20 protein-coding genes are annotated in these 24982 nt (G+C 46.9%); 5 read left to right on the plus strand and 15 right to left on the minus strand.

Going from position 1 to position 24982, the window contains the following annotated elements:
- Positions 1-57: 57 nt before the first annotated feature.
- The 6 genes from BFJ94_RS07080 to BFJ94_RS07105 form a co-directional block, all read right to left on the minus strand.
- On the minus strand, positions 58-807 hold the full coding sequence (locus BFJ94_RS07080; RefSeq protein ID WP_120462024.1) for an HAD-IIB family hydrolase: 750 nt from the start codon (positions 805-807) through the stop codon (positions 58-60).
- Positions 808-929: 122 nt separating this feature from the next.
- Complete coding sequence (locus tag BFJ94_RS07085) at positions 930-2708, minus strand: sensor histidine kinase (protein WP_120462025.1); 1779 nt, start codon at positions 2706-2708, stop codon at positions 930-932.
- Positions 2705-4282: a response regulator gene (locus BFJ94_RS07090; protein ID WP_120462026.1), complete on the minus strand. Its 1578-nt coding sequence runs from the start codon at positions 4280-4282 to the stop codon at positions 2705-2707. The genes BFJ94_RS07085 and BFJ94_RS07090 overlap by 4 nt, the downstream gene beginning before the upstream one ends.
- A 181-nt stretch (positions 4283-4463) precedes the next feature.
- Positions 4464-6143 carry an extracellular solute-binding protein gene (locus tag BFJ94_RS07095; RefSeq protein WP_120462027.1) on the minus strand — a complete coding sequence of 560 codons (1680 nt, stop codon included), beginning with the start codon at positions 6141-6143 and terminating at the stop codon, positions 4464-4466.
- Positions 6144-6206: 63 nt separating this feature from the next.
- Positions 6207-7106, minus strand: coding sequence for a carbohydrate ABC transporter permease (locus BFJ94_RS07100; RefSeq protein ID WP_120462028.1), 900 nt, complete (start codon positions 7104-7106; stop codon positions 6207-6209).
- Between the two features lie 28 nt (positions 7107-7134).
- On the minus strand, positions 7135-8112 hold the full coding sequence (locus tag BFJ94_RS07105; protein ID WP_120462029.1) for an ABC transporter permease: 978 nt from the start codon (positions 8110-8112) through the stop codon (positions 7135-7137).
- 454 nt (positions 8113-8566) lie between these two features.
- On the opposite strand from BFJ94_RS07105, the gene BFJ94_RS07110 reads away from it, so the two are divergent.
- A complete protein-coding gene (locus BFJ94_RS07110) occupies positions 8567-9256 on the plus strand; it encodes a Crp/Fnr family transcriptional regulator (RefSeq protein ID WP_120462030.1) in 690 nt (229 codons plus the stop codon).
- A 67-nt stretch (positions 9257-9323) separates the two neighbouring features.
- Here BFJ94_RS07110 and BFJ94_RS07115 read toward each other — a convergent pair whose 3' ends face one another.
- The 5 genes from BFJ94_RS07115 to BFJ94_RS07135 all read right to left on the minus strand — a co-directional run bounded on the left by BFJ94_RS07115 (position 9324) and on the right by BFJ94_RS07135 (position 16170).
- Positions 9324-9878 (minus strand): GNAT family N-acetyltransferase, encoded by a 555-nt coding sequence (locus tag BFJ94_RS07115; protein ID WP_120462031.1) that lies wholly within the window; start codon positions 9876-9878, stop codon positions 9324-9326.
- A gap of 463 nt (positions 9879-10341) precedes the next feature.
- Positions 10342-12573 carry an amylo-alpha-1,6-glucosidase gene (locus tag BFJ94_RS07120; protein ID WP_120462032.1) on the minus strand — a complete coding sequence of 744 codons (2232 nt, stop codon included), beginning with the start codon at positions 12571-12573 and terminating at the stop codon, positions 10342-10344.
- Positions 12574-12652: 79 nt separating this feature from the next.
- Entirely contained in the window at positions 12653-13537 is an 885-nt protein-coding gene (locus tag BFJ94_RS07125; RefSeq protein ID WP_229716914.1) for a carbohydrate ABC transporter permease, read from the minus strand.
- Between the two features lie 8 nt (positions 13538-13545).
- On the minus strand, positions 13546-14436 hold the full coding sequence (locus tag BFJ94_RS07130) for an ABC transporter permease (protein WP_120462033.1): 891 nt from the start codon (positions 14434-14436) through the stop codon (positions 13546-13548).
- Between the two features lie 21 nt (positions 14437-14457).
- A complete protein-coding gene (locus BFJ94_RS07135) occupies positions 14458-16170 on the minus strand; it encodes a type 2 periplasmic-binding domain-containing protein (protein ID WP_120462034.1) in 1713 nt (570 codons plus the stop codon).
- A 267-nt stretch (positions 16171-16437) separates the two neighbouring features.
- Here BFJ94_RS07135 and BFJ94_RS07140 point away from each other — a divergent pair, with 267 nt between their 5' ends.
- Both BFJ94_RS07140 and BFJ94_RS07145 read left to right on the plus strand, forming a co-directional pair.
- Positions 16438-17988, plus strand: coding sequence for a response regulator (locus BFJ94_RS07140; RefSeq protein ID WP_120462035.1), 1551 nt, complete (start codon positions 16438-16440; stop codon positions 17986-17988).
- A complete protein-coding gene (locus BFJ94_RS07145; protein ID WP_120462036.1) occupies positions 17985-19688 on the plus strand; it encodes a cache domain-containing sensor histidine kinase in 1704 nt (567 codons plus the stop codon). The genes BFJ94_RS07140 and BFJ94_RS07145 overlap by 4 nt, the downstream gene beginning before the upstream one ends.
- Positions 19689-19918: 230 nt before the next feature.
- Here the strand turns inward: BFJ94_RS07145 and BFJ94_RS07150 are convergent, their stop codons facing one another.
- A complete protein-coding gene (locus tag BFJ94_RS07150) occupies positions 19919-20485 on the minus strand; it encodes a hypothetical protein (RefSeq protein ID WP_120462037.1) in 567 nt (188 codons plus the stop codon).
- Between the two features lie 105 nt (positions 20486-20590).
- Between BFJ94_RS07150 and BFJ94_RS07155 the strand changes: the two genes are divergently transcribed.
- Positions 20591-21019, plus strand: coding sequence for a DeoR/GlpR family DNA-binding transcription regulator (locus BFJ94_RS07155; protein ID WP_162944214.1), 429 nt, complete (start codon positions 20591-20593; stop codon positions 21017-21019).
- Positions 21020-21039: 20 nt separating this feature from the next.
- A complete protein-coding gene (nagA, locus tag BFJ94_RS07160; protein WP_120465131.1) occupies positions 21040-22173 on the plus strand; it encodes an N-acetylglucosamine-6-phosphate deacetylase in 1134 nt (377 codons plus the stop codon).
- 117 nt (positions 22174-22290) lie between these two features.
- Here the strand turns inward: nagA and BFJ94_RS07165 are convergent, their stop codons facing one another.
- The 3 genes from BFJ94_RS07165 to BFJ94_RS07175 form a co-directional block, all read right to left on the minus strand.
- Positions 22291-22977 carry a copper amine oxidase N-terminal domain-containing protein gene (locus BFJ94_RS07165; RefSeq protein ID WP_120465132.1) on the minus strand — a complete coding sequence of 229 codons (687 nt, stop codon included), beginning with the start codon at positions 22975-22977 and terminating at the stop codon, positions 22291-22293.
- Between the two features lie 444 nt (positions 22978-23421).
- Positions 23422-24087 carry a phosphatase PAP2 family protein gene (locus BFJ94_RS07170; protein ID WP_120462039.1) on the minus strand — a complete coding sequence of 222 codons (666 nt, stop codon included), beginning with the start codon at positions 24085-24087 and terminating at the stop codon, positions 23422-23424.
- A 153-nt stretch (positions 24088-24240) separates the two neighbouring features.
- Positions 24241-24960, minus strand: coding sequence for a YebC/PmpR family DNA-binding transcriptional regulator (locus BFJ94_RS07175; RefSeq protein ID WP_120462040.1), 720 nt, complete (start codon positions 24958-24960; stop codon positions 24241-24243).
- Positions 24961-24982: the final 22 nt, after the last annotated feature.

Consider the following 24982-nt stretch of genomic DNA (forward strand, 5'->3'; position numbering starts at 1 on the left):
TTAAAAAGGGCAGTCCTGCATTTAACAGGGCTGCCCTTACCTATTCTAATGATTCGTTTATACGCTCCATATAAACTCCTCTATTCTCTGAATCACTCGCTCTTCTTCCGCCAGGATCTGCTCACTTGCAACTTTCAATAGATCCGCGTGATCCCCAACGCAGACGGAATACTGCGCTTGCTCGAACATCGAGATGTCATTGGCATCGTTGCCGAATGCGATGAACTCCCGGGGATTGAGTCCCAGCCCCTGAAGTCCAGCCCATTTGCTCACACCTGTCGGACTAATATCGAGGATATTCTCAGATCCATGCCTATGAATCACGACCGGCAGCTGCCGCAGCTCATCCAGCAGCTGTTCTGGCTCCTCGCTATGCAGAATTACCGCCTTCACCAGTTCATTCAATTGCTCTAGCGGCTTATTCTGCGCCCGCTGCTCAGGGTCCAGATTACGCCGGATCGGATGCTGCTCATCCCCGGAATACGCATAATCCCATGCACTGTCGATGAGATAGCCCGCCTTATATTTGTCGATCAACCGGATCATGCTCTCCTTGGTCCCGTCATCGAAATGAATCGTCGAGAGAATCCTGCCATGATTCGCCACGAAGGCCCCATTTCCTCCAACCAGCGGATAAGAATGCATATGAGCAGGTAGCACCGGCAGTAGATCGCGAATCGGCCTAGCCGAAGCGAAGATCAATTCATGCCCTTTGGCTGTCAATTGATCTAGAACCTGGGTCATAGAGACACTTAGAGGCTTACCAGAGAAAATAATCGTTCCATCCAAATCAAACACAAACTTCATAGTCGAACTCCTTCTTTTCGATTCATGCGCATGTTCACCTCTTCATCATAGCAATTATCTCCGCCATGAAAAGGACATATGTCCGAAAAGGAGTCCGACGACTAAGGAATCACCTGATCCTGTTAATCTTTACTTCTGCCCAGCAGCTTCCGCCGCCTCGCTGGTATGCATACCTGCACCGAAGTTCCGATGCCGACCCGGCTATAGATAGATACGCCATACTCACTACCATAATGCAGCTTCACTCGTTGATCGATATTTCGAATGCCGCAGCCCATATGACTATCATCTTGAAGATCGAATATTTCCTTGATCCGCTCTGGCTTCATCCCCAGACCATCATCGATAACCCGATATACGATCATGTCTCCTTCCTTCTTGACACAGATCCGGAGATGGATCCGATCCCCGCTCCAGGCATGCTTCAGTACATTTTCGATAAAAGGCTGCAAAATCATCTTCACCGTCTCATAAGGCCATATATTCGTATCGATATCGAAGATCACTTCCATGCGCTGGCCATATTTCACCTTCTGGATGTCCACGTAGGCCCTCGCCTGATCGATCTCGGCCGCAATCGGAATCATCGTTCGTCCAGAATTCAAGGTAAGCCGATAGAACTGCGCCAACTGCACGACCATGTTCTGAAGCTTCTCTGTCTCCCCAAATTTCGCTAGTTGATTAATGGATGACAACGTATTGTAGAGGAAATGCGGGTTAATCTGCGATTGCAGCATTTCAAGCTCTGCTTCCTTCTTCTGCAGTTGGGTCAGATACACCTTATTGATTAAAGCTTCGATCTCCTCCCCCATGGCGTTCAAGGCGTCAGCGATCTGAGCGAACTCTCCCTTGCCGCGATACCGAATTCGCCTATGCAAATCCCCTTCCCGAAAGAAATTAAGTACCGAGACAATCTTCATAATTCGCTTGGAGAAAGACTGGGAGACCAAGAAGCCCGCACATGCGAAGAGGATGACGCAGAGAATACATATGGCGATAAAAACAGTCCGAACCCGCTTCGCTTCCTGCTCGATAATGTTCAACGGAACCTGGGCCACGATCTTCCAGTTCTGCTGAGGCAAATTCTCTTCAATCGTCAAATAATTCTGTTTATTGTTTAAGGCCATCTCTCCTGAAGTAAACACAATGTTGCCATAAGGGTCAATCACCGATAGCATGCTGCCTTCCCCAAGCTTGGTATAGTCAACGCTTTCAAACAGCTCCGATATACGGACACTGAATCGCATGATCCCGACTTCCTCGATCTTCAGCGGATTCTTCATATCTACGATCCGGCGGATCATCGAGATCCGACCATCTCTCTCATCTTCTTCAACCTGTTTCCATACCAATGTCTCATTAAATCTTTCGGCGGGCAGCGTAAAATACCAGAACTTATTGCTGATCCGTTTGATATGATAAGTATCGATCGTCTGCTCATTATAATCCATATTGTTCACGGTATCCCATTTCTGGTATCTTTCGCTGATCGTCTCATTGTGGAAATAGACGGACAGTCTTAAATTTAAGCCTACTGCCTTGGAGGCGCTTTCCAGCTTCGGTCTAACGACCTTCGTCATGCGGTAATACTCGCTGAAGCCCGTCTCCTTGCGGCGAATGCTCTGAATGAAGGTACGATCATCATAGATCGTAGAAGAGGTCTGCACAATATCATCCACTTTATAGGCGACATTATCCCGGATTTGCATCAAGGTTCCTTGAATGTTCATACGGGTTTGCTTGCGCATAGTGGCGTCATACATCGAGTGTGAGATATAGAAGTTCACCGCGACGAGCAATAAGATGAATATTAAAAAAGTAAGCATCAGCTTGTATCCGATCGGTATGTATTTCAGCCTTTTATTATCGTCCTTGAAGGACGTGTTCCAAATTACTTTCATTCAGTCTCTCTCTTTCGATATTCCAGCGGGGTCATACCGAATCTTTCTTTAAATTGTCTGCTGAAATAAGGAAGATAGCGGTATCCTACCTGATCGGCTACTTCATAGATTTTCACACCTGGCTGCTTCAGCAGCTCGCATGCCTTTTCCATGCGGAGCTGCACAAGCAGTTCATTAAAGGTGCTTCCTGACTTCTCTTTGATCAAGAACCCGATATGGCTTGGTGAAAAAGAAAAATGCTGGGCAATATCTTTAATCGTGATATTCTCGCTCATTCGCTCCTTCATGATACTGATGACACTGCGGATGAATTTGCTGTCCTTTGAATTGTTCTTCTCATATAATCGCTCGGAAATCTCAAACATCCGCTGTCTGAACCATGAACGTATATCACTGACCGTCTCGAATTGCATCAGAATATCCAGATGATGAATTTCCATGCCCAGCAGTTCGAATAAATCCTCATTCTTACTGCTCAGATACTGATCCAGCTTCCATATAATATAGTTGGACATATTATGAACGGTGAATCGGGAGCGCAAGCTCGTAATCGTGCCGAACAAGTTCTCTAGTTCATCACAGATTTGCACAAGCTCGTACTCCTCCATCGCCTTCAACAGAGTGGCCATCCGTTCCTCCAGCATACGTGCATCAAGCATCCCCGGTTCTGCACTTACATCTTCATACTTGATCACGTTCCCCTTGCCGAGGAACATCTTGCCTTCAACAGCCTCAACAGCCTGTCGATAAGACATTTGCAGCTGATCTATCCCGTACACAGGTTTCCCAATTCCAGTTGTAACCGATGAATCCATATGCTGCTGAATTCTCTCCGTCAGATTGCTCACCACTTGATGGACCGAGCCATCCTCCAGCAATAACGCAATCCGTTGCGAAGACAGCTTGCAGTAAGAAGTGATGCCGAGCGCGGTCATACTCTCCTGAATCTGCTGCAGGAAGATCCTCGACATCTTCCGCTGCGAAGCAAAGTCTCCAGCTTCACGCCAATTTAAATTATCCAGCTCTATAACAGCTACGCGAATCGGCCAGTTCATCTGATCGAACCCATAGGACTTCATCATATGGGATAGTGATTCCTCAGATTCTTCTTCCCTTTCGAGCAACCGAATGAGAATATCGCTCTTGACGATAGGAATCGCTTCACGATAGGCCATCTCCACCTCGCGCTGCTTGATCTCCTCGTCCAGGTCCCGCTTGACCTTCAATAACGAGGCGATTAATTCGCTATCATTCATCGGTTTCAGCACATAGCTATAAGCCTTCAGAGACAACGCCTGCTGCACATAACTGAACTCCTGATACCCGCTGACGAATATAATCCGTACATTCGGTTTACGTTCAAGCGCGACCCGCGCCAGCTCCAGTCCAGACATGTAAGGCATATTGACGTCGCTCACTAGAATGTCAATCGCTTCTTGCTCAATAATCTCACAGGCCGAGAGCGCATTGTTCACGCTCCCACTCACTTCCATGCCCAGATCGGACCAAGGAATGAATCTCTTCATGCCTTCCAAGTCAAGCTCTTCATCATCTACCAACAATACCTTGTACATGGAATCCCCCTCTAGATCATCGTCAGAACTTATCCCATCAATCCGCAATTATATCACTATCATACTTGATAAGCCGTCTGCGAGGAACCTAAAAACAAGAAATATTGGAGAAAAATGAAGGTATCCCAAAGAACCTGAGCGATTCTTTGGGACATCCTTTACTAGCTTATACTTGATTCTTTTACTTATTGTTCTTCATTTTTTCCAGGTTCTCCTGCCATTTAGCAGTACGCCATTCGAGAAGCCTGTCGTAACCGAGGGACATGAGATCCTTTTCGCCTTGGTCGAGAACCTTGTCAACTTCTGCGTCGCTTCCTGCCATAACGGATTTAGCGTAAATCTCCAGGAACAATTCATCGATAGATGCCTGAATAATTCCTTCCTCTGAATCCGCCGGAGGGTTAAGTCCCGTAAACTCAGTTACGTTGTATTGAGTAGGCCAGGTAATCGTCTGTTGATAACGAGTTCTCCAATCCTGCTGTTCGAATGGAAGCTGTGCCATGTATTTGTACTTCGCAGGGTCGATGTAGCTCGTATTACCTACGAACATAACCGGCGTATTCTCGGATTGAATCTTAGCCACTTCTTCTGGATCGTAATTCTCAGTGAAGTTCGGTTTGCCTTCCTCGTCGAATCCCTTCCAGTTCTTTCCTTCCGGACCGAAGTATTGAACGTTCATTCCTTCAGGACCTGTATACCAGTCAAGGAAAGCGAAGATGGCTTCAGGGTCTTTGGCCGCTGTGGTAATGTAAGCTGCGTTCCAGCCAAAGCTCGTGTAAGTACCTGGGTAAATCTTGTTCTTATCCAGACCTGGCTTATGGATTGGCCAGATCATGAAATATCCGCCATCTGGGTCCTGCTTAATCAATTCCGCATGCGCTTCGCCAGCGAAGTCTGTCGGGCTCGCGCCAGCAAATACGGCTACCCGGCCAGTCATTACTTTTTCTTGAACTTGGTCTTCCGTTTGGTTAAAGGCATCCTGAGAGATCAGCTTCTCTCTGTACAGCTTCGCAATATATTTCTGAGCCTCACGGAATACCGGGTCAGTCATAAGAGACGTCAGCTTGCCGTCTTTCGGTACTGCACGCAAGCCACTGTTCAGATGCGTGTACAACGCACCTTCACCGAAGGCGGTATACAGAACACCGAGTCCCTGCATATCCTGAGCACGATGCGGTTCAAAAGGAACGACGCTATCGCCGTACTTCTCTTTTACCTTCACCAGATAGTCGTACAAGTCATCCGTGGTCTCGAGCTTAGGCTTGCCAAGCTCGTCATAGATCTTCTTATTAACGACATAGCCTGCGTTACCATAAGGGTTCGATGAATACCAGTTCGGGAATCTGTACAGCTTGCCATCTTCATGACGAAGCAGGTTAAGATCGCCCATCCATGTCTTCAGGTTGGTGTACTTATCGAGATAATCGTCAAATGGTACAAGCTTGCCTGCCTGATACAGTCTATCTACGTCTGGATGGTTACGGTCCGTCCAGATCATATCCGGCAGGTCATCCGATGCCATCATCGCACTAAGCTTCTGCGTATGGGCACCTGCGGCAGCGATCATATTGATCTTGACTTGTTTCTCTTCGCTAAGCCATTTACCAATCGGAGTGCTTTCCCATTTCGGGAAGTCCATGTTTTGGTAGTGAGCATAAGCTGAGAACTCTAGAGGCTTCTCTCCGAGTACCCATTTGTCGCTTGAGGTCTCGGCTGGTTCCTTGTTGTCCTTCTGCTCTTGGGAAGTGTTCTCAGGTGCCGGCTTGTTGCCATTGTCTGACTTGCCGCAGCCTGCTAGTGCAGTTACCAATACTAGGAACAATGATAATGTGACTAGCAGCGGCTTCTTCAACCTTCTCATTCACTAAACCCCTCTCGTCTTAAATATATGTTCAAAGCTATTCGCCTTAAACCGTAGTTAATCCTACTCTTTCAGGGAGCCTACTAATACGCCCTTGACAAAGTATTTCTGTAGGAAAGGATATACTGAGATAATCGGCAACGTGACCACGATCATCATCGCCATCGTCAGCGATTTCGAAGTAACCTTTTTGGTCTGTTGCATAAGGGCAACAGAGGCACTATCCAATACCGAACTCTGACCAGATACAATGTTACTATTCAAGGTTTGACGCAGAATCGTCTGAATCGGTAACAGCTTGTCGTTAGTGATATAGATACTCGGCATAAACCAGTCATTCCAGTGCCCGACCGCTGTGAACAGGGCCAAGGTCGCGATCACCGGTCCGGACAGCGGGAGAATAATCTTGAAGAATATCCCCCAAGTGCTGCAGCCGTCAATACTCGCTGATTCTTCCAATCCAACAGGAAGCCCCTTGAAGAACGTCCGGAAGATAATCATATTCCATACACTAATCAAGGACGGAATAATAAATACGGCGAACGTATCCATCATACCGAGCGAACGGATCAAAAGATAAGTTGGAATCAAGCCCCCGCCGAAGTACATCGTGAACACAAAGAATATCATGTAAAATTTGCGTCCGATCAAATCTGCACGGGTCATTCCGAATGCCAAGAGTGCAGTCATAAAGATGGAGCTTACGGTACCGATGACGACCCGGGCTATCGATATGAGGAAGCCGTTGATTAATCGATCGTCTTTTAATATGACTTGATAATTTTCCAGTGTGAACTCTCTTGGCCAGAAAGTAATTCCGCCTTTGGCGGTATCTACACCGACGTTAAAGGATACGACGAGCGCATTCCAGAACGGATATAACGCCGAGAAGGCGAGTAAAGTAAGCATGGTATATATGACGACAAGCATAACCTTGTCGGAAAAGCTAATTCTCTTTAACATGTCACACCTCCTACGGACAGACTAGACTTTACCATAAGCTGTTGCCAGATCTACGGGCCAGCAGATTCGCCATCGATAGCATTCCGATGCTGATAACCGCCTTGAATAGACCGATAGCAACTGCGTAGGAATACCTGTGGGTTCCGAGACCGACTCGATATACATAAGTATCTATAACGTCCGATACGGATCTCAGTACAGGGTTAGTTGCCAAGAGCAGGATGTCTTCAAAGCCTGCATTAAGCAGATTGCCGATGGCAAGAATCATGAAGATAACGACGACTGGAATGATGGACGGCAATGTAATCAGATAGATCTGCTTGAACTTGCTTGCCCCGTCAATGTCCGCAGCTTCATATAAGTGAGGATCAACGCTGGCGATCGCCGCCAAGTATACGATGGAGTTAAATCCGATTTCTTTCCATACATTGACCGAAATCAGGATCGGCCAGAAATATTCCTTCATAGACAGGAAGTTAATCGGTTCATCTATCGCTCCTACTTGCTGCAAAATCATGTTTACGCTTCCATTCTCTGTCGAAAGCATAGCCATAGCAAGACCTGCCACGATAACCCATGAGAGGAAATGGGGCAGATAAGTGATCGTCTGAATGGTTCGCTTGAAAAACATATGGCGGACTTCATTCAGCAATAACGCGAGTATAATAGGTGCTGGAAATCCGATGAAAAACTTCAATAAACTAATGACGACGGTATTGCGGATGAGCCTTCCAAATTCCGGCGCGTGAAAAAAGGCTTCAAAATGCTTAAATCCTACCCAGGGGTTCTCCCAGATATGCGCGCCTGTGAACAGATTGTAATCCATGAATCCGGTTAATATCCCGTACATTGGCAGATAGGAAAATATGAAAACTAAAATTATTCCCGGAATGACCATAAGCTGGATATCCCACTGCCTAAAGAACCTAGCTATGGGGCTCTTGCTGCGAGGTTTAGGCGGCGGAGGCACCGGTAGAAGCTGCTGTTCAGTTGTCGCTTGCGGCATGTTCTTCCTCCCGTGTTCAATTGATATAGATCCATGCGGATACTACAGAATAATGACTCCATCTATTTACAACGTAACCGCTTGCATTGGATTTACCAATATTCTAACCTTGGGAAATGATTAAAACTATATAATAAAACCCCGATTTTTTATACTTCTACGGGATTTGTTAAATCGGCTCAAGCGAAAAAGTATAAAAAAACTGCCCTTAGGTCAAATCAGACCATAAAGGACAGTCTTCATTTAATTTATTGTGATTAAACGCACTATTAACTCCTATTAACATCTAATGAACATCCCATGGAGCAACCGCAGGATCATAAGTGCAAATCTGCAACTATTTATTGCTGATACGCTCCATTGTGGAGTACAGTAATATCAGGTTACATTAGGCTATATTAAGTTACGAATCCATATGGAGATTTATGCGCGATAATTACACTAGGAGGATACGATGAAAACCGAGCTGGATCATACACGAATACAATACTATATTCTGAAATATCAACTTAATCCCATACTGCCACAGATGGATAACCTTCCTCTACAGCTTCGTACCTATGAGCGTAATGAGATCATCCTGCGCGAGGGCGCGGAGCTCGACGGGATCTATTTTCAAGTTGAAGGTAGAACCCGGGTGTCCTCCAGTGTCGAGACTGGCAAATCACTGCTGCTGCGCTTCTGTCACCCGCTATCTGTATTTGGCGATATCGAGCTGATTCAGAAGGTTGCGATCCAGTCCCAGGTCGAAGCAGTCCAGCGCACTACCTTCTTATATGTAAATAAACATGCGGTTGAAACCGTGCTTATGAAAGACCTCAGCTTCCTGCAGGAGTTGCTAAAACAGTTGTCTTATAAGCTACAGACCTGCACGACAGCTTCCCGGGTCAATCTCCTCGCTTCAGTAGAGGAACGCTTCGCCGCTTACCTGTTAACGACCCGACAGCAAAATGAGTTTGGCAAAGAAATCATGACCTCGCATAATTCTGAAATCGCTTCGTTAATCGGCACCACCCCGCGGCATCTCAATCGCGTCATTCAGAAGCTGATAGACAAGGGGGTTCTCCGTAAAGAGAAGAAGCAAATGACGATTCTCGACTGGACGCAAGTGGATGAAATCTCGAATGGAATTCGATATGAATAATAGCTGCAACTGGCCGCAAGGGGCGGACTGGTAGACTGCTCTATCTCGCCGCTCCTACCTTCCACTTCTACCTTCGCTGCTCCCGGTACTGCTCCTTCAGCAAAGCGAATAATACCGCATCGACGAACTGGTGCTTCTCGTAGAAGCATTGCTTCAGATAGCCTTCCTCATGAAAGCCTATCTTCTCCAGCAGGTATCTGGACCTGATATTGTCAGGATCAATATAAGCTTCGATCCGGTTCAATCCGAGATCCTCGAAGCCGAAGCGCATTACCTCCTGCAGCACCTCAGACATGACACCTTGTCCCCAATAGATCGGGTTCAGCTCGAAGGTGATCTCCGCTTTATAATGATCGTTGATCAAATTGCGGTAGCCACAGGTACCGATGACTTTACTGCCTGACTTCTCCGTGATGGCCCAGCGGAACCCCATCTTCTTCAAATACCGGGTGTTCCAGGATTGAATCAAGTCCTGAGCCTGCTTGAGCTCTACGAAGCTCTCAACCTCATAATACTTGGTCACCTCGTCATTGGAGAAATAATGGAATAAATCGCTGGCATCTGCCGCCGTCAATTTACGTAGAATAAATCTTTCCGTCTCTAACTGGGGGAACAGCTTCATGATCGACCGCCCTTTCTCGCTAGAACTTCTCTTCCTACACTTCTCTTCCATGATTATACATCTAAACATGACGAGCGAGAAGGGTATCTTTAATGACTAGAGCGCCGCTAACGAAACACCATATCGCTATTTCCGCAAAAATGAGGGACTTTCGAATCTAACGAAACACTGCTGATCTAGCGGTCATAAATGTCCGTTAGAGCCTGAAAACGACAACTACCCGCCTCTAACGGACACTTTTGACCCTTAGAAGCACAAAATGCCATTTTTCACGATAATTTCCCTTGTAATGGACATTATTGTCCGTTACAAGGACGGGATGCCACAGAATCAACGCTAACGGACATTTATGTCCGTGTCCGAGTGATCTGACCAGAACAGGGGATGTTGACATCTTTGGGCACGCAAAAGAGGCGTCTTTCAAGTCGGAAGATCGACTTTTGAGACAGCCCCTATCTTCTAGTTACAGCTTAATTACCGGATGATGATCCAGACTTAATGGCGCTGCGAAGCTTACATCCTGGAGCTGTTCATTATTCTGCGTCATCCAGGCTGCGCGAGCGGCAGATTCGGCTGCATCGAGCTCCTTAAGCGTAGCCCCCGCTCCATCTTGAAGGCGAATACGCAGACGATCAGCGGTATGCTCTATGATCAGTTCCGAATCCGGCTGCACCTCCAGTTTGGCGAGTTCATATGGAGCGATGTCGATGACCGCATCGATCCCCAGCTTCTTGAAGGCGTAGCGGTAAGTCCGACGACCTTCCTCCCTCTTATAGCTCGCCTCAAGCTGTCCCTCGCCGATCTTCACCGAGTAATTCAGCGAATGTATTTCCTCTGGAATTCTAGGTGCGATCGTCAAGTTATGATTAATCAGATCAGGACGGAGGCCGAGGAAATATTGGTACCATACTCGCAGATGCTCGGCATTGGACCAAGCCTGCAGATAAGCGCCGGTCAGTTTGGCCCAGCTTTGACCTTCCTCGGGGTACGCGTCCATATTTTCTGCTAATCCGCCGACGACTCCGAGATTCAGAGCTTGCCAGTTCATATTCTTGAACAGCTTATATGCCGTCTCCTCCTGGCCCAGCTCGATCATCCGCTGCATAGCGATTCCGTTCAACCACAGCCATACCGCTCCGTTATGATAAGCGGCATCCTTATGATAATGTGCTGTCAGATGGAAAGGATGGAACAACGGATGATGGCGTTCGAGCGAAGCGACGCCCCATGGATAGACCAGCTCTTCCCAAGCAGTACGCGTGGCCTGGGCCTTGAAGCTAGGGTCCTCAAACATGTCGAAGGCGAATAATTGGTTCGGCCGCAGGGAGAACTCCGCCTGATCCTGAGCATCCAGGAGATCCGCCAAATAAGGATGCGCCTCATCGCGGTAATCCTGCTCGAAATGCTGCTGCAGCTTCTCGGCAATGCCGCCCCATTTGCTAACCTTCTCGGAATCCTGCATATATTCCGCGAAGTATACCCCAGCCCGCAGCTGGTTGTACCATAGGGCTTGAATATCATTGGCACGGGTATCACGCGGAGAATATGAATTCAGATTCTCATCCCGGGCGTCCATCCAGGTCTCATTATCGGCATGCATCAGATAGCCTTTCTCATCAACCCAGTACTGAATAGCGCCTTCGATGCTATTGCATACCGCCGGATATAGCTCCTTAATAATAGCCGTGTCCCCGGAATATTTCACATAATCCTGCAATTGGATAATGAAGCGCGGCGTACCATCTGTCGTATGGTAATCGATATTCTCCGGAGCGAGAATATTAGGTACTCTGCCGAAGAAGACCGACTCTTCATCCGTATTCTGGAACTCGGCAAAGGACAGCAGTATATTCCTGGCCGTCTCGAATTGTCCGGTCACCAGACAGGCTCCAGGCAGGGAAATGAATTGGTCGCGACCCCAATATTCATTGAACCAAGGCAGACCTGCATAGATGCCATCCCCCTGCTGTCTTGTGACCAATTGATCCATCGTAATCTGAATCCAGTCAAGCGCCAGGGTAAGCTCCTTGTTATCGCTATCCAGATGGACGTTCTGCTCCAGGAACTGTTCCATACGCTTAATACGTTCATGCTTGAGCCGGTGGCTATCGCTTCTCGTGCCTGCAATCAAGGCCTGGGCCTCATCCGCTGTCTTAGCTACGGAGATATAGAATCCACCTGCACTGGCCGCGGTCAATAGCGTATTCTGCTCCAGCTGAATATCTTGTCCGTCTTTGGCGCTGACAGCGATCATCCAGTCGCCTTCCATCGACTTGAAGCAGACCGCCTCCGCCTGCTGGCTCACCAGCTCCAGTTGCTCCCCCTTTAATTCGATTCCGATCGTATTAACCGCTCCGCTAACTTGAATCTCCAGAATATTTTTATAATCGAACATCCACAGTTCTTCAGCAATCCCGCCTTCATAGCTGCGCTCCAGCTTATAAGGCGATACCCACACCTCGGAATTACGGTTGTCCAGCCGCTTACCGTCAGCAGTCAGCACATAACCGCTGAAGATGCGGTTCTTGGCAATATTCATGCCCGCGAAGTAAGCATGCTCAACATGATTCGTATCATGGGATTGTGTAAAATAAAATGCCGCCTCTTTATTCGTAAATGAGATGGCCCGGTTCGCTTCCGCAGGGACGCATAGTCGCATCGCATCCAGAACCTTGCTCTTTAATGGCTGATTCATCACTGGCCTCCTAAATATGAGGCCGCCATGAAAGATCACAGCGGCCCTTTTTGAACTATTTGGTTAATGTGCAGCAGGCTTATTCTTTAACAGAGCCTACTACGATCCCTGAAACGAAATATTTCTGCATGAAAGGATAGATCATCAGCAGCGGCAAGGTCGATACTACGATCTTGGCTGCATTCAGGGTCCGGTCGGAAATCTTCGCAAGCTCCATCAGTTTCTCCGGATCCGTAATGTTCTGAACCTCTACACTAAGCTGCTGAATATACGTTTGCAGAGGATAATTTGACGTTTTATTAATGTACACCAATGCGCCGAAGTAATCATTCCAGTGCCCTACGATGGTGAACAGCATAACCGTCGCCAAGGTAGGCAGTACCACGGGCAAGAAAATGCGCACGAGAATTCTCCACTGTGATGCTCCATCAATCGTCGCTGCTTCCTCCAGGGATTTCGGCACCCCGCGGAAGGCATTCATCAGCAGGATGACGTTACCGATCGGTACTGCCCCCGGTAAGATCAGGGACCAGATGGAATCGAGCAAATGAAGCTGCTTAACGACCATAAATGTAGGAATCAAGCCGCCAGAGAATAACATAGCAAAAATAACGATATTCATATAAACCTTCTGACCGCGGAACTGCCTAGGACTCTTCGATAAAGGATAGGCGGTCAGAATCATTAACGTCATATTGACGAGCAAACCTAGTACGACCCGCTCGACGGAGATCATGAACGAACGCCAGAACTGGGAGTCCGAGAGCAATTTCTCATATGAGCTTAATGTCGGATTAACCGGGAATATACTTACCAGGTTCGCAGAAGCTGCTGCGTTATCACTGAAGGATATGGCTACCAGGTTGAGCAAAGGAACGAGACAAGACAAGGTCAACGCCAGCAGCAATATCCATATAATAATATCTGCAATGCGGCTTTTTATAGACTGAGCGATGGGAGCCACCCCCTTTTCTAGAAAATACGATAGTCCGTAAGTTTTTGAGCCAGCTTGTTCGCGGACAGAATCAGAATAATACCGACTACCGACCGCAGTAGGCCTACGGCTGTCCCCAAGCTATATTGTCTCTCTACAAGACCTACTCGATATACATAAGTATCGATAATATCCGCCGTTTGGTAGACCAGAGGATTATACAGGTTAAAGATCTGGTCAAAACCGGCATTCAGAACGTTAGGCAGATTCAGCGTCGTAACGAGTATAATCGTTGGCAGCATGCCCGGAAGCGTGATATACCATAGCTGCTTCCAGCGGTTAGCTCCATCGATAGAGGCCGCCTCATACTGCCCCGGGTCGATCGACGTCAATGACGCCAGATAGATGATCGAGCCATATCCGAAGCCCTTCCAGACATCCGTCATGACAAGCATCGGCCGGAACCAGTCATTGCTGGCCATGAACAGGATCGGATCGATCCCGAACCAGCCCAGGAAGGCATTGATCGGACCTTCGTAAGAGAATATATTCATGACTACAGTGGCCAGAATCGCCCAGGACAGGAAGTTCGGCAAGTAGACAACCGTTTGCATAAAACGCTTGGCAAAGCGCACACGAACCTCATTCAGCAGCAGGGCGAAAATGATCGATACCAAGGTTCCGACAATGATCTTCCAGATGGCGATGATGATCGTATTGGCGAAGATCTGCTTACTGTCTGGAATCTGCAGCATAAACTTGAAGTTATCCAGCCCTACCCACGCCGAGCCGCTGATCCCTTTGGCCGGAATATAGTTCTGAAACGCCATGACAATCCCAAACATCGGAATAAAGGAGAAAATAATCAGAAAAATCATGCCAGGTAGCATCATGAAGTGAAAAGCTGCCTGATCTTTTTTATTCTTCATTAAGGATCAACTCTTTCAACTTCAATTGGAAGCAATCGCTTCGTTAACTTCCTTCGTGATGATATCCCCACCTGTCTTCTTCCAGCTATCGACAAATTTATCGAAGGAATCCGGGGATTGATCGCCAGTAATAATCTTCAAGTACATTTCAAGCTCCATCTTGGACAGAGTTGGCCATTTCAGCGACATGGACGATGTGGTTCCGAAGAATACAGGGTTAACTTCCTTGATATTCGCGTTCTTCACCATGCTTGCTGTAGTAATACTGGAAGCATATCCAGCCCATGATACCGAGTCCGGCTTGTCTCCGTTCTTCTCGCTATCCAGATATTTCTTGTAAGAATTGTAGTTGCTAATATCCATATTACTTACCAATTTGCTAGTATCGCCTGTCTCGAGCGCTTCCTTCATAATGTCAACATTGCGATAGAAAGCGTCATAGTAGTCGATATTGACGATAATCGGTGAACCGGATACATTCAGCTGGCTATAGTCAGCGAATTGCTTCAGTACCTCTTCGTCTTTTTCTTGGTAGCGTTGGTAGTCATATTGCAGGCTGACCATCTTCACAGCTAATTCCGGATGCTCGAAGCCTTTACGTACTACAAGATAACTGCTTGAAGGGTTGCCAGTGAACATCGTGAGCGAACCGTCTTCCGCTTGTGGAGCAATATAAGATACCCATTCCGCGTCCGGGTTCAATTTAAGCGTATCGGCTACTGTCCAGCTTCCCCACCAGTTATCGAGGAAGGAACCGCTCTTGCCACCGGTGAGCAGCGCTTTGCGGTCATCGCCTGTACGTACCGCGAACTGACGGTCAACGAGGCCCTTCTTGTACATCTCAGAGATTTTGGTAAGAGCCGTCTTCATCTCAGGCTGGATCGAACCATATACCGCATTGCCATTACCGTCATCAATCCATTGCTTCGGATAAGCGCCGTACAGGGAGAAGATATTGTTCAAAGAATATTGACCGCCGGATACACCAGCTACATTCTCATTGTCCACAACAAGACCTACGGTCTTGCCAGCCCCGTTACCGCCTGGGTCTTTCTCGATGAATTGGGTGATAATGTTCTCGACATCTTCCAGTGTCTTAGGCTCTTGCAGTCCTAATTTATCCATCCAGTCCTTGCGCAACCAGAGGATGCCAGGGCCGTGTGAAATTTCTGTCGTCGGAATGGCCATCAATTTACCATCGAATTTTGCGTTATCGAGTACGCGACCGCCGTAAGAATCATAGATCTCCTTGATCCGGTCACTTGCTGTATTGTTATATGCATCTGTCAGATCGGCGATCAAATCGTTATCATGCAGCTGCTGCAAGGTCGAATAATCGGGAACGACCATGATATCGGGAATATCGCCGCTGACGATGGCCATCGATACTTTTTGGCTATAGTCAGTACCGTCATTAGCTTCGAATTTCGTCGTGTTCTGTACGTTGAGCTTGTCCTTGAAATATCGGGTCCAGACATTATCCGTAGCGTTATCCTTCTCATAAGCAGTTCCGTTCAGCGAAGAATAGTTCGTCGCCATTTGACCTACTGTGTAAGTTACGGTCTCCGGATACTTGCCAAATGGAGTAGTCATGGCTTCCTTCCAAGCAGGATCATTCAATTTATCGGATGCTGCACTGCTATTCGCATTGTCGGAGCTTCCACAGCCGGCCAGGGATACCGCTAACACAGCTGCTAGTGCAACAGAGCAAATACGCTTTGTTCTTGATAACATAAGTAGACCTCCCTATTTTTATCTGACTCATGATCTGACTCAAATGAATTATTATGGTTCATAAACTCGTAAATAATACGGTTTCAAAGCGCCGGCTTGCTTCAAACCTGCATTCATAAATATAACTCTATTCTAAGATTGTTGCCCAAGACTCGTAAACGCAAAAAAATTACGTTTTATATCAAAAAATACTCTCTTTCTCCTTCTCAAATTGCCCCCATTAGGAGTGATATAATAAAATCATTAAAAAAGTACGGGAGGATACGGATGTTAACTATTTTGGTAGTAGATGATCATAAGGATGAGCGTGAAGGGATCGCCTTCCTGATCGAAGAGCTGGGTCTTCCCCTTCATCTGGAGACAGCCGATAATGGCCGCAAGGCCCTGGATTATTTGAAACAACACACTGTTGATATATTATTTACCGATGTCAGAATGCCGCAAATGGACGGCCTGCAGCTAACGAGGCAAGCGCTTGAGCTTCATCCGCAGCTTAAGGTGATCCTGTTCAGCGGTTTCGCTGAATTCGAATATGCCAAGACGGCCATTGCGCTAGGCGTCTCCGATTATCTGCTGAAACCGGTCAATGTCGATGCGTTCCAAGCGACGATGACGAAGGTGATCGGGGAATTAACAGATCGTCAGCAGCAGGACGAAGCCTCGCAAATGAAACAGATCTATGTCAAGAAGCATATTCTCTTCACCCTCGTGAACGGGATCGGAGAACCACCTTCCATGCAAGGCTTGTGGCATGACTTTCCAACCTATTATCAAGGGATACTTCTGCTTGAATTCGAGAAGGATTTCTTCGAGAACACCGATGAGGTGGAATTCGAGGAATTTCTGCATTCCATACTGGGAACGCCTGCCGACTATTTGAATTTGAATGGCTGCCAGAGCATGCTGCTCTTCCCGGAGCAACAGGGAGTTCATTCCAGTATCTCTTATCAGGATTTGGCTGTACAGATTCACGACAGCATCCTGCTGACATATAAAGTAAATTGCTATATCGGCATAAAAAAAGGACTGACAGCGATTCAAGATCTGGCCGAGGTGCTACCGGAACTGGAGCAATTGATGGAATACCGCTTCTTCCTGCCGGACTCCTTCGTATTCGACGCCAAGAACGAAATGCTGTTCTCCGAGCAGATCTTTCCCGACCTGACAGATAGCCAGATGCTTGAACAGATTCGCAGCAATATCAAAGAAAGGGATATGTTCAGCTTGAAGGCTAATACAGAACTGCTCTATCAGAAGTATGTAAGACAGGTCCAGTTCTCGCAATTGTATGTCAAACATATTTTCTCTACGGTTTATCAGAGCATCATGTCATCGATCAATGGACCTGAGCGGGAGATCAATTCAGGGATTGAGGCCATATATAAGGCGGATGATCTCAGGGATATCCGTAGAATACTGCTGAAAGGAATTTCAGGATTTGAGCAAAAATTCACAAATACAGAACCCGCTCAAAACCGTGATATCATGGCGATTAAACAATATATTGAAGAGAACTACGCCGAGGATCTAAGTCTGGAGCATCTGGCGGCCAGAGTGTATTTGTCCCCCCATTATTTAAGCTCGATGTTCAAGAAGACGACCGGCTGCGGGATTAATAAATACATCAAAAATGTACGCATGCAAAAAGCCAAGGAAATGCTGACGAATACGCATCTGAAAATAGCGGATGTATCCAGCGCTGTCGGATACCGCAATCTCTCTTATTTTTGCCAAAATTTCCGTGATTTCTATGGGCATACCCCCGAGAAATTCAGACAGCATAATCAAAGATTATATGAGGCCGTGGAGGAGTCATGAGGCAAAGCTGGCATTCGCTCAAGAAATATATCCATGATTTGAATTTTCAGACAAAAATCAAATTGGCTTTTTTGCTGATCAGCATGATCCCTGTCATTGTCTTGGGAAGCTTCTGCTTCTCGGAAACCCGCTCGCTGCTGATCAATCAGTCCAAATCCGATTTGAACGCGGCGCTGAACCAGAGCGCCTTAACCCTGGACAGTCAGCTGGAGGCGTACAATAAAATCGTAAATTTCCTGAGCTTCAACCAGGAGATCGTCAATGCGGCTAATCATACGTATACCAGCACCTTTGAGATGTATGACCAGATCGTGAATGTCATCGATCAGAATTTCTATACTGCCCGGAACTTAAATGCAAGCATAGAGCAGCTTACCCTCTATACGGGCACCAATCTGCACCAGCATGGGCAGACCGTGCGGCCTTTGGATGAAATCAAGAAGATGAACTGGTATCCGCATGTGATGGATTCGACCAATGTATTGTGGTTCTCCGAGCAACAGAGAATCTTCAGCGTACGCCGTGTACTTAATACGAAGATTAAAAATCCGAAGGACAATATTCTATATGCCAAGATCAATTATGAGAGTCTCTTGAAGCCCTTTGAATCCTTGGAGAGTCAGGGCGGCCATCTGCTCATTCTGGATACTCGCGGACAGCTTGTCTATACCTCGGAACCAAGCGGAGTCTATCCAACTTCGCTCTACTCCGATCCGTCTGTAGAGGAGATGCACTGGAATGGTCAGAAATATACGGTACTGCATTCGGAAATCCCTACCTCGGGCTGGACGGTGTTCCTGTATAAGCCGACGAATCTGATCACCGAGAAGGCATGGCAAATCGTCTCGACGGTTTTGTTCATCATCGTAGGCTGTATCGCGGCTGTAGCTATAGCCGGTACCTTGTTCTCACGCAAGTTCATCTCGAGAATCGAGCAGCTGCGCAGCAATATGAAGACCGTCGAGGAAGGCTCGCTTGAAGTGACAGTTCATAGCGATTCCAAGGATGAAATCGGGGATTTGATCCGCGGCTTCGGTAATATGGTCGTAAAAACGGAAGGGCTGATCAATAAAGTATATCGCGAGGAAATCGCCCGCAAGGAATATGAGATGAAGGCGCTACAGGCACAGATTAACCCGCATTTTCTCTATAACTCCCTCTCGCTGATCAATTGGCGGGCACTGCGAATTCACGCGACTGATATTAGTGAGATGGCCCAGCTATTATCGACCTTCTATCGTACAACGCTCAATAAGGGCGACAATATGATCCTAGTATCCGATGAGATCCTGAACGTGCAATCCTATATGAAAATCCAGCTGATTATGCATAGCAACAGCTTCGATGTGGAGTATCAGATCGATGAAGCCATTCTGGCCTATCATATGCCGAATCTGATGCTGCAGCCGCTGATGGAGAATGCGATTATCCATGGGATCGAGAACAGGGATGAAGGCGGAAAGATCAAGCTGTCCGGCAAATTGGAGGATGGCTGCATCGTGTTTCGGGTGGAGGACAACGGAATCGGCATTGAACCGGAACGACTCACTTCCCTGCTGGAATCCAAACCGACCGGCTATGGCCTGAAAAATGTACATGACCGGGCCAAGGTAATGTACGGCTCGGAGTACGGTCTGACGATCGAAAGTGAAGTGAACCGGGGTACACGGGTAATTCTGCGGTTTCCCGCAAATGAATAAATGCTAAAAAACACTTATTCTCGAGAATCAGCTTGAGATTCTGGAAATAGATGTATTTGTACAACTATTTCCTGATAGAAGCCCGGATCGAGGTAGAAATCCGCCGGGGCTGAACTCCTTCTAGACATTAAAAAAGCTCCCATTATTGTAGAGTATAGAAATTTTTGTTTTCTACTGTCTACTATGATGGGAGCTTATCAGACTGAGCACTCAGCCTGATTATTAGCCGTCTATTTTATGTGCTTTTTCATAGAATAGTAAAAATCTATCTTCCATACCTGATCTTCTTTTTGTAACATTAATGCTACAGACTTTGGTAGCCCTGTATCATCCGTAATTATGACCGTTACACTTTTCCCATTAAAAGATCGTTCATCGATTTGTATTGCATTATAATAAAAGGAGTGAATTGCAATTACAGTTTCATAATTCATCACATATTTCACATAATCATGTTTGAATTTATCTTTGTCAGGTAACTGATCATCATTTAAGGTTATTTCATATAGCGAATCCGCATCATCTATAGATAGACAGTAAAGATAAACGAGCATCATTTCCTCCGGAGTAAAACTGTATAACTCACTGAGGTTTTTTTCATCTTTAAATCGAACAACTGAATTCTGCTTATCTATAGGGAGTCGTTTTATATAAGGCGACTCCTTAACATTATTATCCCCATCTTTCACCTGTCTTGATATCGCATCGTTTTCAACCTCAAGTGGATTATTACTGCTGCAGCTAGACACTAAGAACAATGAAGTAATCACTAATATAATGAATATTCCTTGTTTCATACGATCTTCTCCCCCCTTCTTTCATGATACCTTTCGCGCTATATCAACACCATACACAATGATTTCAGGCTTACACGACTCTGAATACTTATAACGCAGACGGATTTGCTCGTCGTCACGCATTCGATCGACAATGCAATTTCCGTCTCCACTCAACAACAAGGCAACAAAGTGTATTTGCTAGGCGGTTATTTCAACCCCGATTCCCATGTTTTACACGGTTCTTCGATTGGGGAGCAGCTGCAGCAGTTTTATTTTGACTTTGCGTTTATCGGCGCTTCAGGCATCACCGCGGACGGGTTATTCTATTCAGAGTTGGAAGATATTCAAGTGAAGAAATCGATTCTGCAAAATTCCAAAAAGGTCTGCCTCATGGTGGATGCGTCGAAAGTGAATCAGACATCTTCTTTTAAAATGAGTTTTGATGGAATCGATCTCTTATTTACCAATCGGCGCCTGCCTGCAGCGATCCAAGAGAAACTAGACTTGTACGGTATTGAAGTCATATTAGCCTCAGAGGGGGAGAACCTGTGAAGACGATAATTTCCAACATTATGATGATTCAGAACGGAGCGCTTACACCTGCCAGCGTCTGGATTGAAGATCACATGATTAAATCTATACTTCCTCCGAATCCGTCACTGGAAGATGTTCAAGATGCGGATCGCATCCTGGACGGACAACGTCACTTGCTGATTCCTGGTATGATTGACGTCCATATCCATGGCGCGGACAATCATGACATGATGGAAGGAACGACGGCAAGCATCCAAGCAGTATCCAGAGCCTGTGCCGCGACGGGATGCACCGGATTCCTGGCTACATCCGTAAGCTCTACACTAGACGACCTAATCGCCATGATTCGGAGCGTCAAACAAGTCATCGGCCATGAAGAAGGCGCCAAAATCGTCGGAATCCACTTGGAAGGCCCTTATTTGAACGTAGCGCGCAAAGGCATGCAAAACCCCAAATATTTGAGACATCCTGATCTTGATGAGATGGAGCTTATTTTCCGCGAAGCCGGAAATCTGATCAAGATGGTCACGATCGCTCCCGAATTGCCCGGCGGTATCGAACTTATTCATTATTTGACAAGTAAAAATGTCGTAGTCGCAATAGCACATTCCAACGCTACGTATGAGGAAGCCCAATTGGCTTTCCAAGAAGGAGCCACGCATATCACCCATTGTTTCAATGCAATGCCAAGCATCCATCATCGCTCGCCTGGGCTTGTGACAGCCGCATTAGAGAACGATCAAGTGAGCGTTCAAGCGATAGTCGACGGCGTCCATCTGCACCCCGGAATAATTCGCCTCATGCATAAAATCAAAGGGCCGGACCGCATGGTATTAACGACCGACGCGCTGCAAGCTATGGGTGTCGGCGATGGCGAATATCTCTTCGGCGGCCATCACGTGACGGTCAAGGACGGCATTGCGAGACTGCATGACGGCACACTAGCATCCAGTACAATAACGATGAACCGTTCCCTGAAGCTTAGTACAAAGTTCGGCATTTCACTGGAAGACAGCGTCAAGATGACTTCCACCACACCGGCGTCGATTCTTCAGTTGAACCAAACCGGACGCATTGAAGCTGGTTACGACGCGGATCTCGTCCTGCTCGATGAGAATTTCGAAGTGATTGAAACGTTCATAAAAGGCGTTTCGTATCACGCTTCAATATAAAGGAAAAAGCTGAAATCCCTTGAGAGAATAAATCGCTCCCATCATAGTAGACAGTAGAAAAAACAAAAACTTCTACTCTACAATGATGGGAGTATTAGAGTTAGTATGATAGCTACGTTATTCGTAGGTGATTTCTAATGAGTTCGTAATTTCATTGTATACGACTCCAGCCCCTAGACCGCGCACGAAGACTTGAGCCGGAACATAGGTGACGCCATTTATCACCTTCGGTGCCGCGCTCGCTGTTTCCGCCTTTCCGTTGTAATACACCGTCTTGCTTCCCAGCGTCAAGGTCATCGCCCATTCCGCCCTCTCTACCAGGATTGTTCCGGTCTCCTTGCTCCAGGTCACCGTCGCTCCCATCCCTTCAGCAATTTCCCGCAGAGGCAGCAGATTCGTATTCTCATAGATCAGCGGATCGCTGTCAAAGGCCAGCTCGTTCCCGTTAACATACACGACTAATCCGGATTTCTTATAGGTCGGTGCGGATGGCTTGGACTTGCTTTGAGTAGTGGTCGTACTTTTACTTTTCGTAGTCGTTGTCTTACTCTTGGTGGTTGTCTTGCTCTTCGTCGTTGACTTGGTCTTGCTCTTCTTGCTTGAAGAGTTGGACTTAGACTTCGTTGAGCCTCCACCGTTATGATAGTGATACTCCCCGTACTCCAATCCCCACTTCTCGCAATTCGTGCGACAGGTATGCCCGCCCTTGGAATCCGTTCTTCCCGGATGGGCCGACACCGCAGCCATAGAGCCTGTGAAAATCAGAACTACCGATAATACACCTGCACAAAGACTTTTTCTCATTCCCATAATGACATGCATCTCCTTAATATGTAGTAGGATACACCCATTTATGGCTTATACTAGCATAAGTGTACAGTAAGGTGAAGCTGTTATGTAAAATTTATCCTGGCCCGGGCTGTACGTTTTTTCTAGTTCGCTTTCAAGTCCTTAGGATCTGCTTTACTTCAGGCAAAATAAAAAAACTGCAAATCTGCAGGCTTTTGTGCTCCAAACAACCTGTTTATAAGGAATTCCTGCAAAAATGCAGGCTTTCGTGCCGAATTTTCCAAAATCGGGCTAGTACCGGGCAAAAACCTGCATAATCGCAGGTATTTACAGGCTGAGCCTGGTTTCATGAGCAAAAACTGCATTTTTGCAGGAATTGTGGATGAGCCACAAAAAATCCCGCCCCCTCAAATGTAAGATGCATTATACAATGCTCGTCCTATGATGTCACGATCTTGATCATGGCCGCGCATAGCCTCTCTTCTTCTCATACGCCGCTTCCAGATACCCTTGATACAGCCAGATTGAAGCTGTCAGCCAGCAGGCGCTGATAAGATATCCGCCGAGCACATCGCTCGGATAGTGCACGCCGAGATAAATGCGGCTCACCCCGATCGTCAGGATCAGGCAGGCCCCGATCACAATGACAGCGATTCTGCCTAATAAGTAGGGGATATGCTTCCAGATTAAGAAGACAATCGCCCCATAGAGACTAAAGGCCGCCATCGAGTGACCACTAGGGAAGCTAAAGCCGGTCTCTTCGATAAGTCTGTGCAGAGATGGACGATTACGCCGGAAGAGCTCCTTAAGCAATAGGTTGAGCAACGCCGATCCGCCTACTACCACAAGGAGAAACACAAGCTCGCTGCGATGATGCAGCACGAAGTACAGAAATAGGAGCGTCGCCAGCAAAATAACCATCACCGGCAGCTGACTGCCAATCCAGGTGAACAGCTTCATGAACCTTGTCCAGGAATCGGATTCAAGCCCCTGCACATAGGCGATGATCTGATTATCGAAGGTATGAATTCGCGCTGCCCCGATCCAGTAAGCAATAAGTCCGAACCCGATCAAGCATAGCAAACTGATTAGAAATGTGTATGAAAATTTTACTTTAATACTCATAGCTGTCGCACCACCTGTCCCATCCACGATACCCTCAAGTATCGGCTAACTGGAATCTTCTATTCCACAACTCGCCCTCATAAACAAAAAATCCTTATCGAATAAGGATTTCTTGTTTATACTATTTTATTTCAAGAGCCGTCTCGCTCTATCTTAGTCCTCAAGCTCGACATTATGATACACCTGCTGCACATCCTCCAGGTCCTCCAGCGCATCGACCAGCTTCTCGAACTGAGCCTGCGCATCCTCTGGAAGAGTTACATAGTTCTGAGCGATCATACTCAATTCAGCAATCGTAAACTCCGTAACCCCAGCTGCGTTGAACGCATCCTGAACCGCCTGATATTGATCCGGCTCCGCATAGACGATGACCGACTCGTCTTCTTCCAGAATGTCACGAACGTCAACATCCGCTTCCATCAGCAATTCGAGCACTTCGTCAGAAGTCTTGCCTTCAACCCCGAATACAGCTGTGGCATCGAACATATAAGCGACAGAACCGCTTACGCCCATATTACCGCCATTCTTATTAAATGCTGCCCGGACAGCAGAAGCAGTACGATTCACATTATTCGTCAGCGCATCCACGATAATCATCGCGCCGTTCGGCCCAAAGCCCTCATAGCGAAGCTCGTCATAAATTTCATCCGCGCTGCCCTTGGCTTTTTCCAGTGCGCGATCAATGATCGCTTTTGGCACATTATATGTCTTGGCCCGCTCCAGTACGACCTTCAGTGCACGGTTCGATTCCGGATCCGGTTCGCCCTTCTTGGCAGCCACATAAATTTCTACGCCAAATTTCGCGTAAACCCGGCTTGTATTTGCATCCTTTGAAGCTTTTTTCTCTTTAATATTATTCCACTTACGTCCCATCTTGTTCACACCTCATTATGAT

This window comes from Paenibacillus aceti, assembly GCF_003614185.1.
Taxonomy (GTDB): domain Bacteria; phylum Bacillota; class Bacilli; order Paenibacillales; family Paenibacillaceae; genus Fontibacillus; species Fontibacillus aceti.

Coding starts and splice junctions, on each gene's coding strand:
- BFJ94_RS07080 (WP_120462024.1), bottom strand. CDS start 807: ATGAAGTTTGTGTTTGATTTGGATGGAACGATTATTTTCTCTGGTAAG.
- BFJ94_RS07085 (WP_120462025.1), bottom strand. CDS start 2,708: ATGAAAGTAATTTGGAACACGTCCTTCAAGGACGATAATAAAAGGCTG.
- BFJ94_RS07090 (WP_120462026.1), bottom strand. CDS start 4,282: ATGTACAAGGTATTGTTGGTAGATGATGAAGAGCTTGACTTGGAAGGC.
- BFJ94_RS07095 (WP_120462027.1), bottom strand. CDS start 6,143: ATGAGAAGGTTGAAGAAGCCGCTGCTAGTCACATTATCATTGTTCCTA.
- BFJ94_RS07100 (WP_120462028.1), bottom strand. CDS start 7,106: ATGTTAAAGAGAATTAGCTTTTCCGACAAGGTTATGCTTGTCGTCATA.
- BFJ94_RS07105 (WP_120462029.1), bottom strand. CDS start 8,112: ATGCCGCAAGCGACAACTGAACAGCAGCTTCTACCGGTGCCTCCGCCG.
- BFJ94_RS07110 (WP_120462030.1), top strand. CDS start 8,567: ATGAAAACCGAGCTGGATCATACACGAATACAATACTATATTCTGAAA.
- BFJ94_RS07115 (WP_120462031.1), bottom strand. CDS start 9,878: ATGAAGCTGTTCCCCCAGTTAGAGACGGAAAGATTTATTCTACGTAAA.
- BFJ94_RS07120 (WP_120462032.1), bottom strand. CDS start 12,573: ATGAATCAGCCATTAAAGAGCAAGGTTCTGGATGCGATGCGACTATGC.
- BFJ94_RS07130 (WP_120462033.1), bottom strand. CDS start 14,436: ATGAAGAATAAAAAAGATCAGGCAGCTTTTCACTTCATGATGCTACCT.
- BFJ94_RS07135 (WP_120462034.1), bottom strand. CDS start 16,170: ATGTTATCAAGAACAAAGCGTATTTGCTCTGTTGCACTAGCAGCTGTG.
- BFJ94_RS07140 (WP_120462035.1), top strand. CDS start 16,438: ATGTTAACTATTTTGGTAGTAGATGATCATAAGGATGAGCGTGAAGGG.
- BFJ94_RS07145 (WP_120462036.1), top strand. CDS start 17,985: ATGAGGCAAAGCTGGCATTCGCTCAAGAAATATATCCATGATTTGAAT.
- BFJ94_RS07150 (WP_120462037.1), bottom strand. CDS start 20,485: ATGAAACAAGGAATATTCATTATATTAGTGATTACTTCATTGTTCTTA.
- nagA (WP_120465131.1), top strand. CDS start 21,040: ATGATGATTCAGAACGGAGCGCTTACACCTGCCAGCGTCTGGATTGAA.
- BFJ94_RS07165 (WP_120465132.1), bottom strand. CDS start 22,977: ATGAGAAAAAGTCTTTGTGCAGGTGTATTATCGGTAGTTCTGATTTTC.
- BFJ94_RS07170 (WP_120462039.1), bottom strand. CDS start 24,087: ATGAGTATTAAAGTAAAATTTTCATACACATTTCTAATCAGTTTGCTA.
- BFJ94_RS07175 (WP_120462040.1), bottom strand. CDS start 24,960: ATGGGACGTAAGTGGAATAATATTAAAGAGAAAAAAGCTTCAAAGGAT.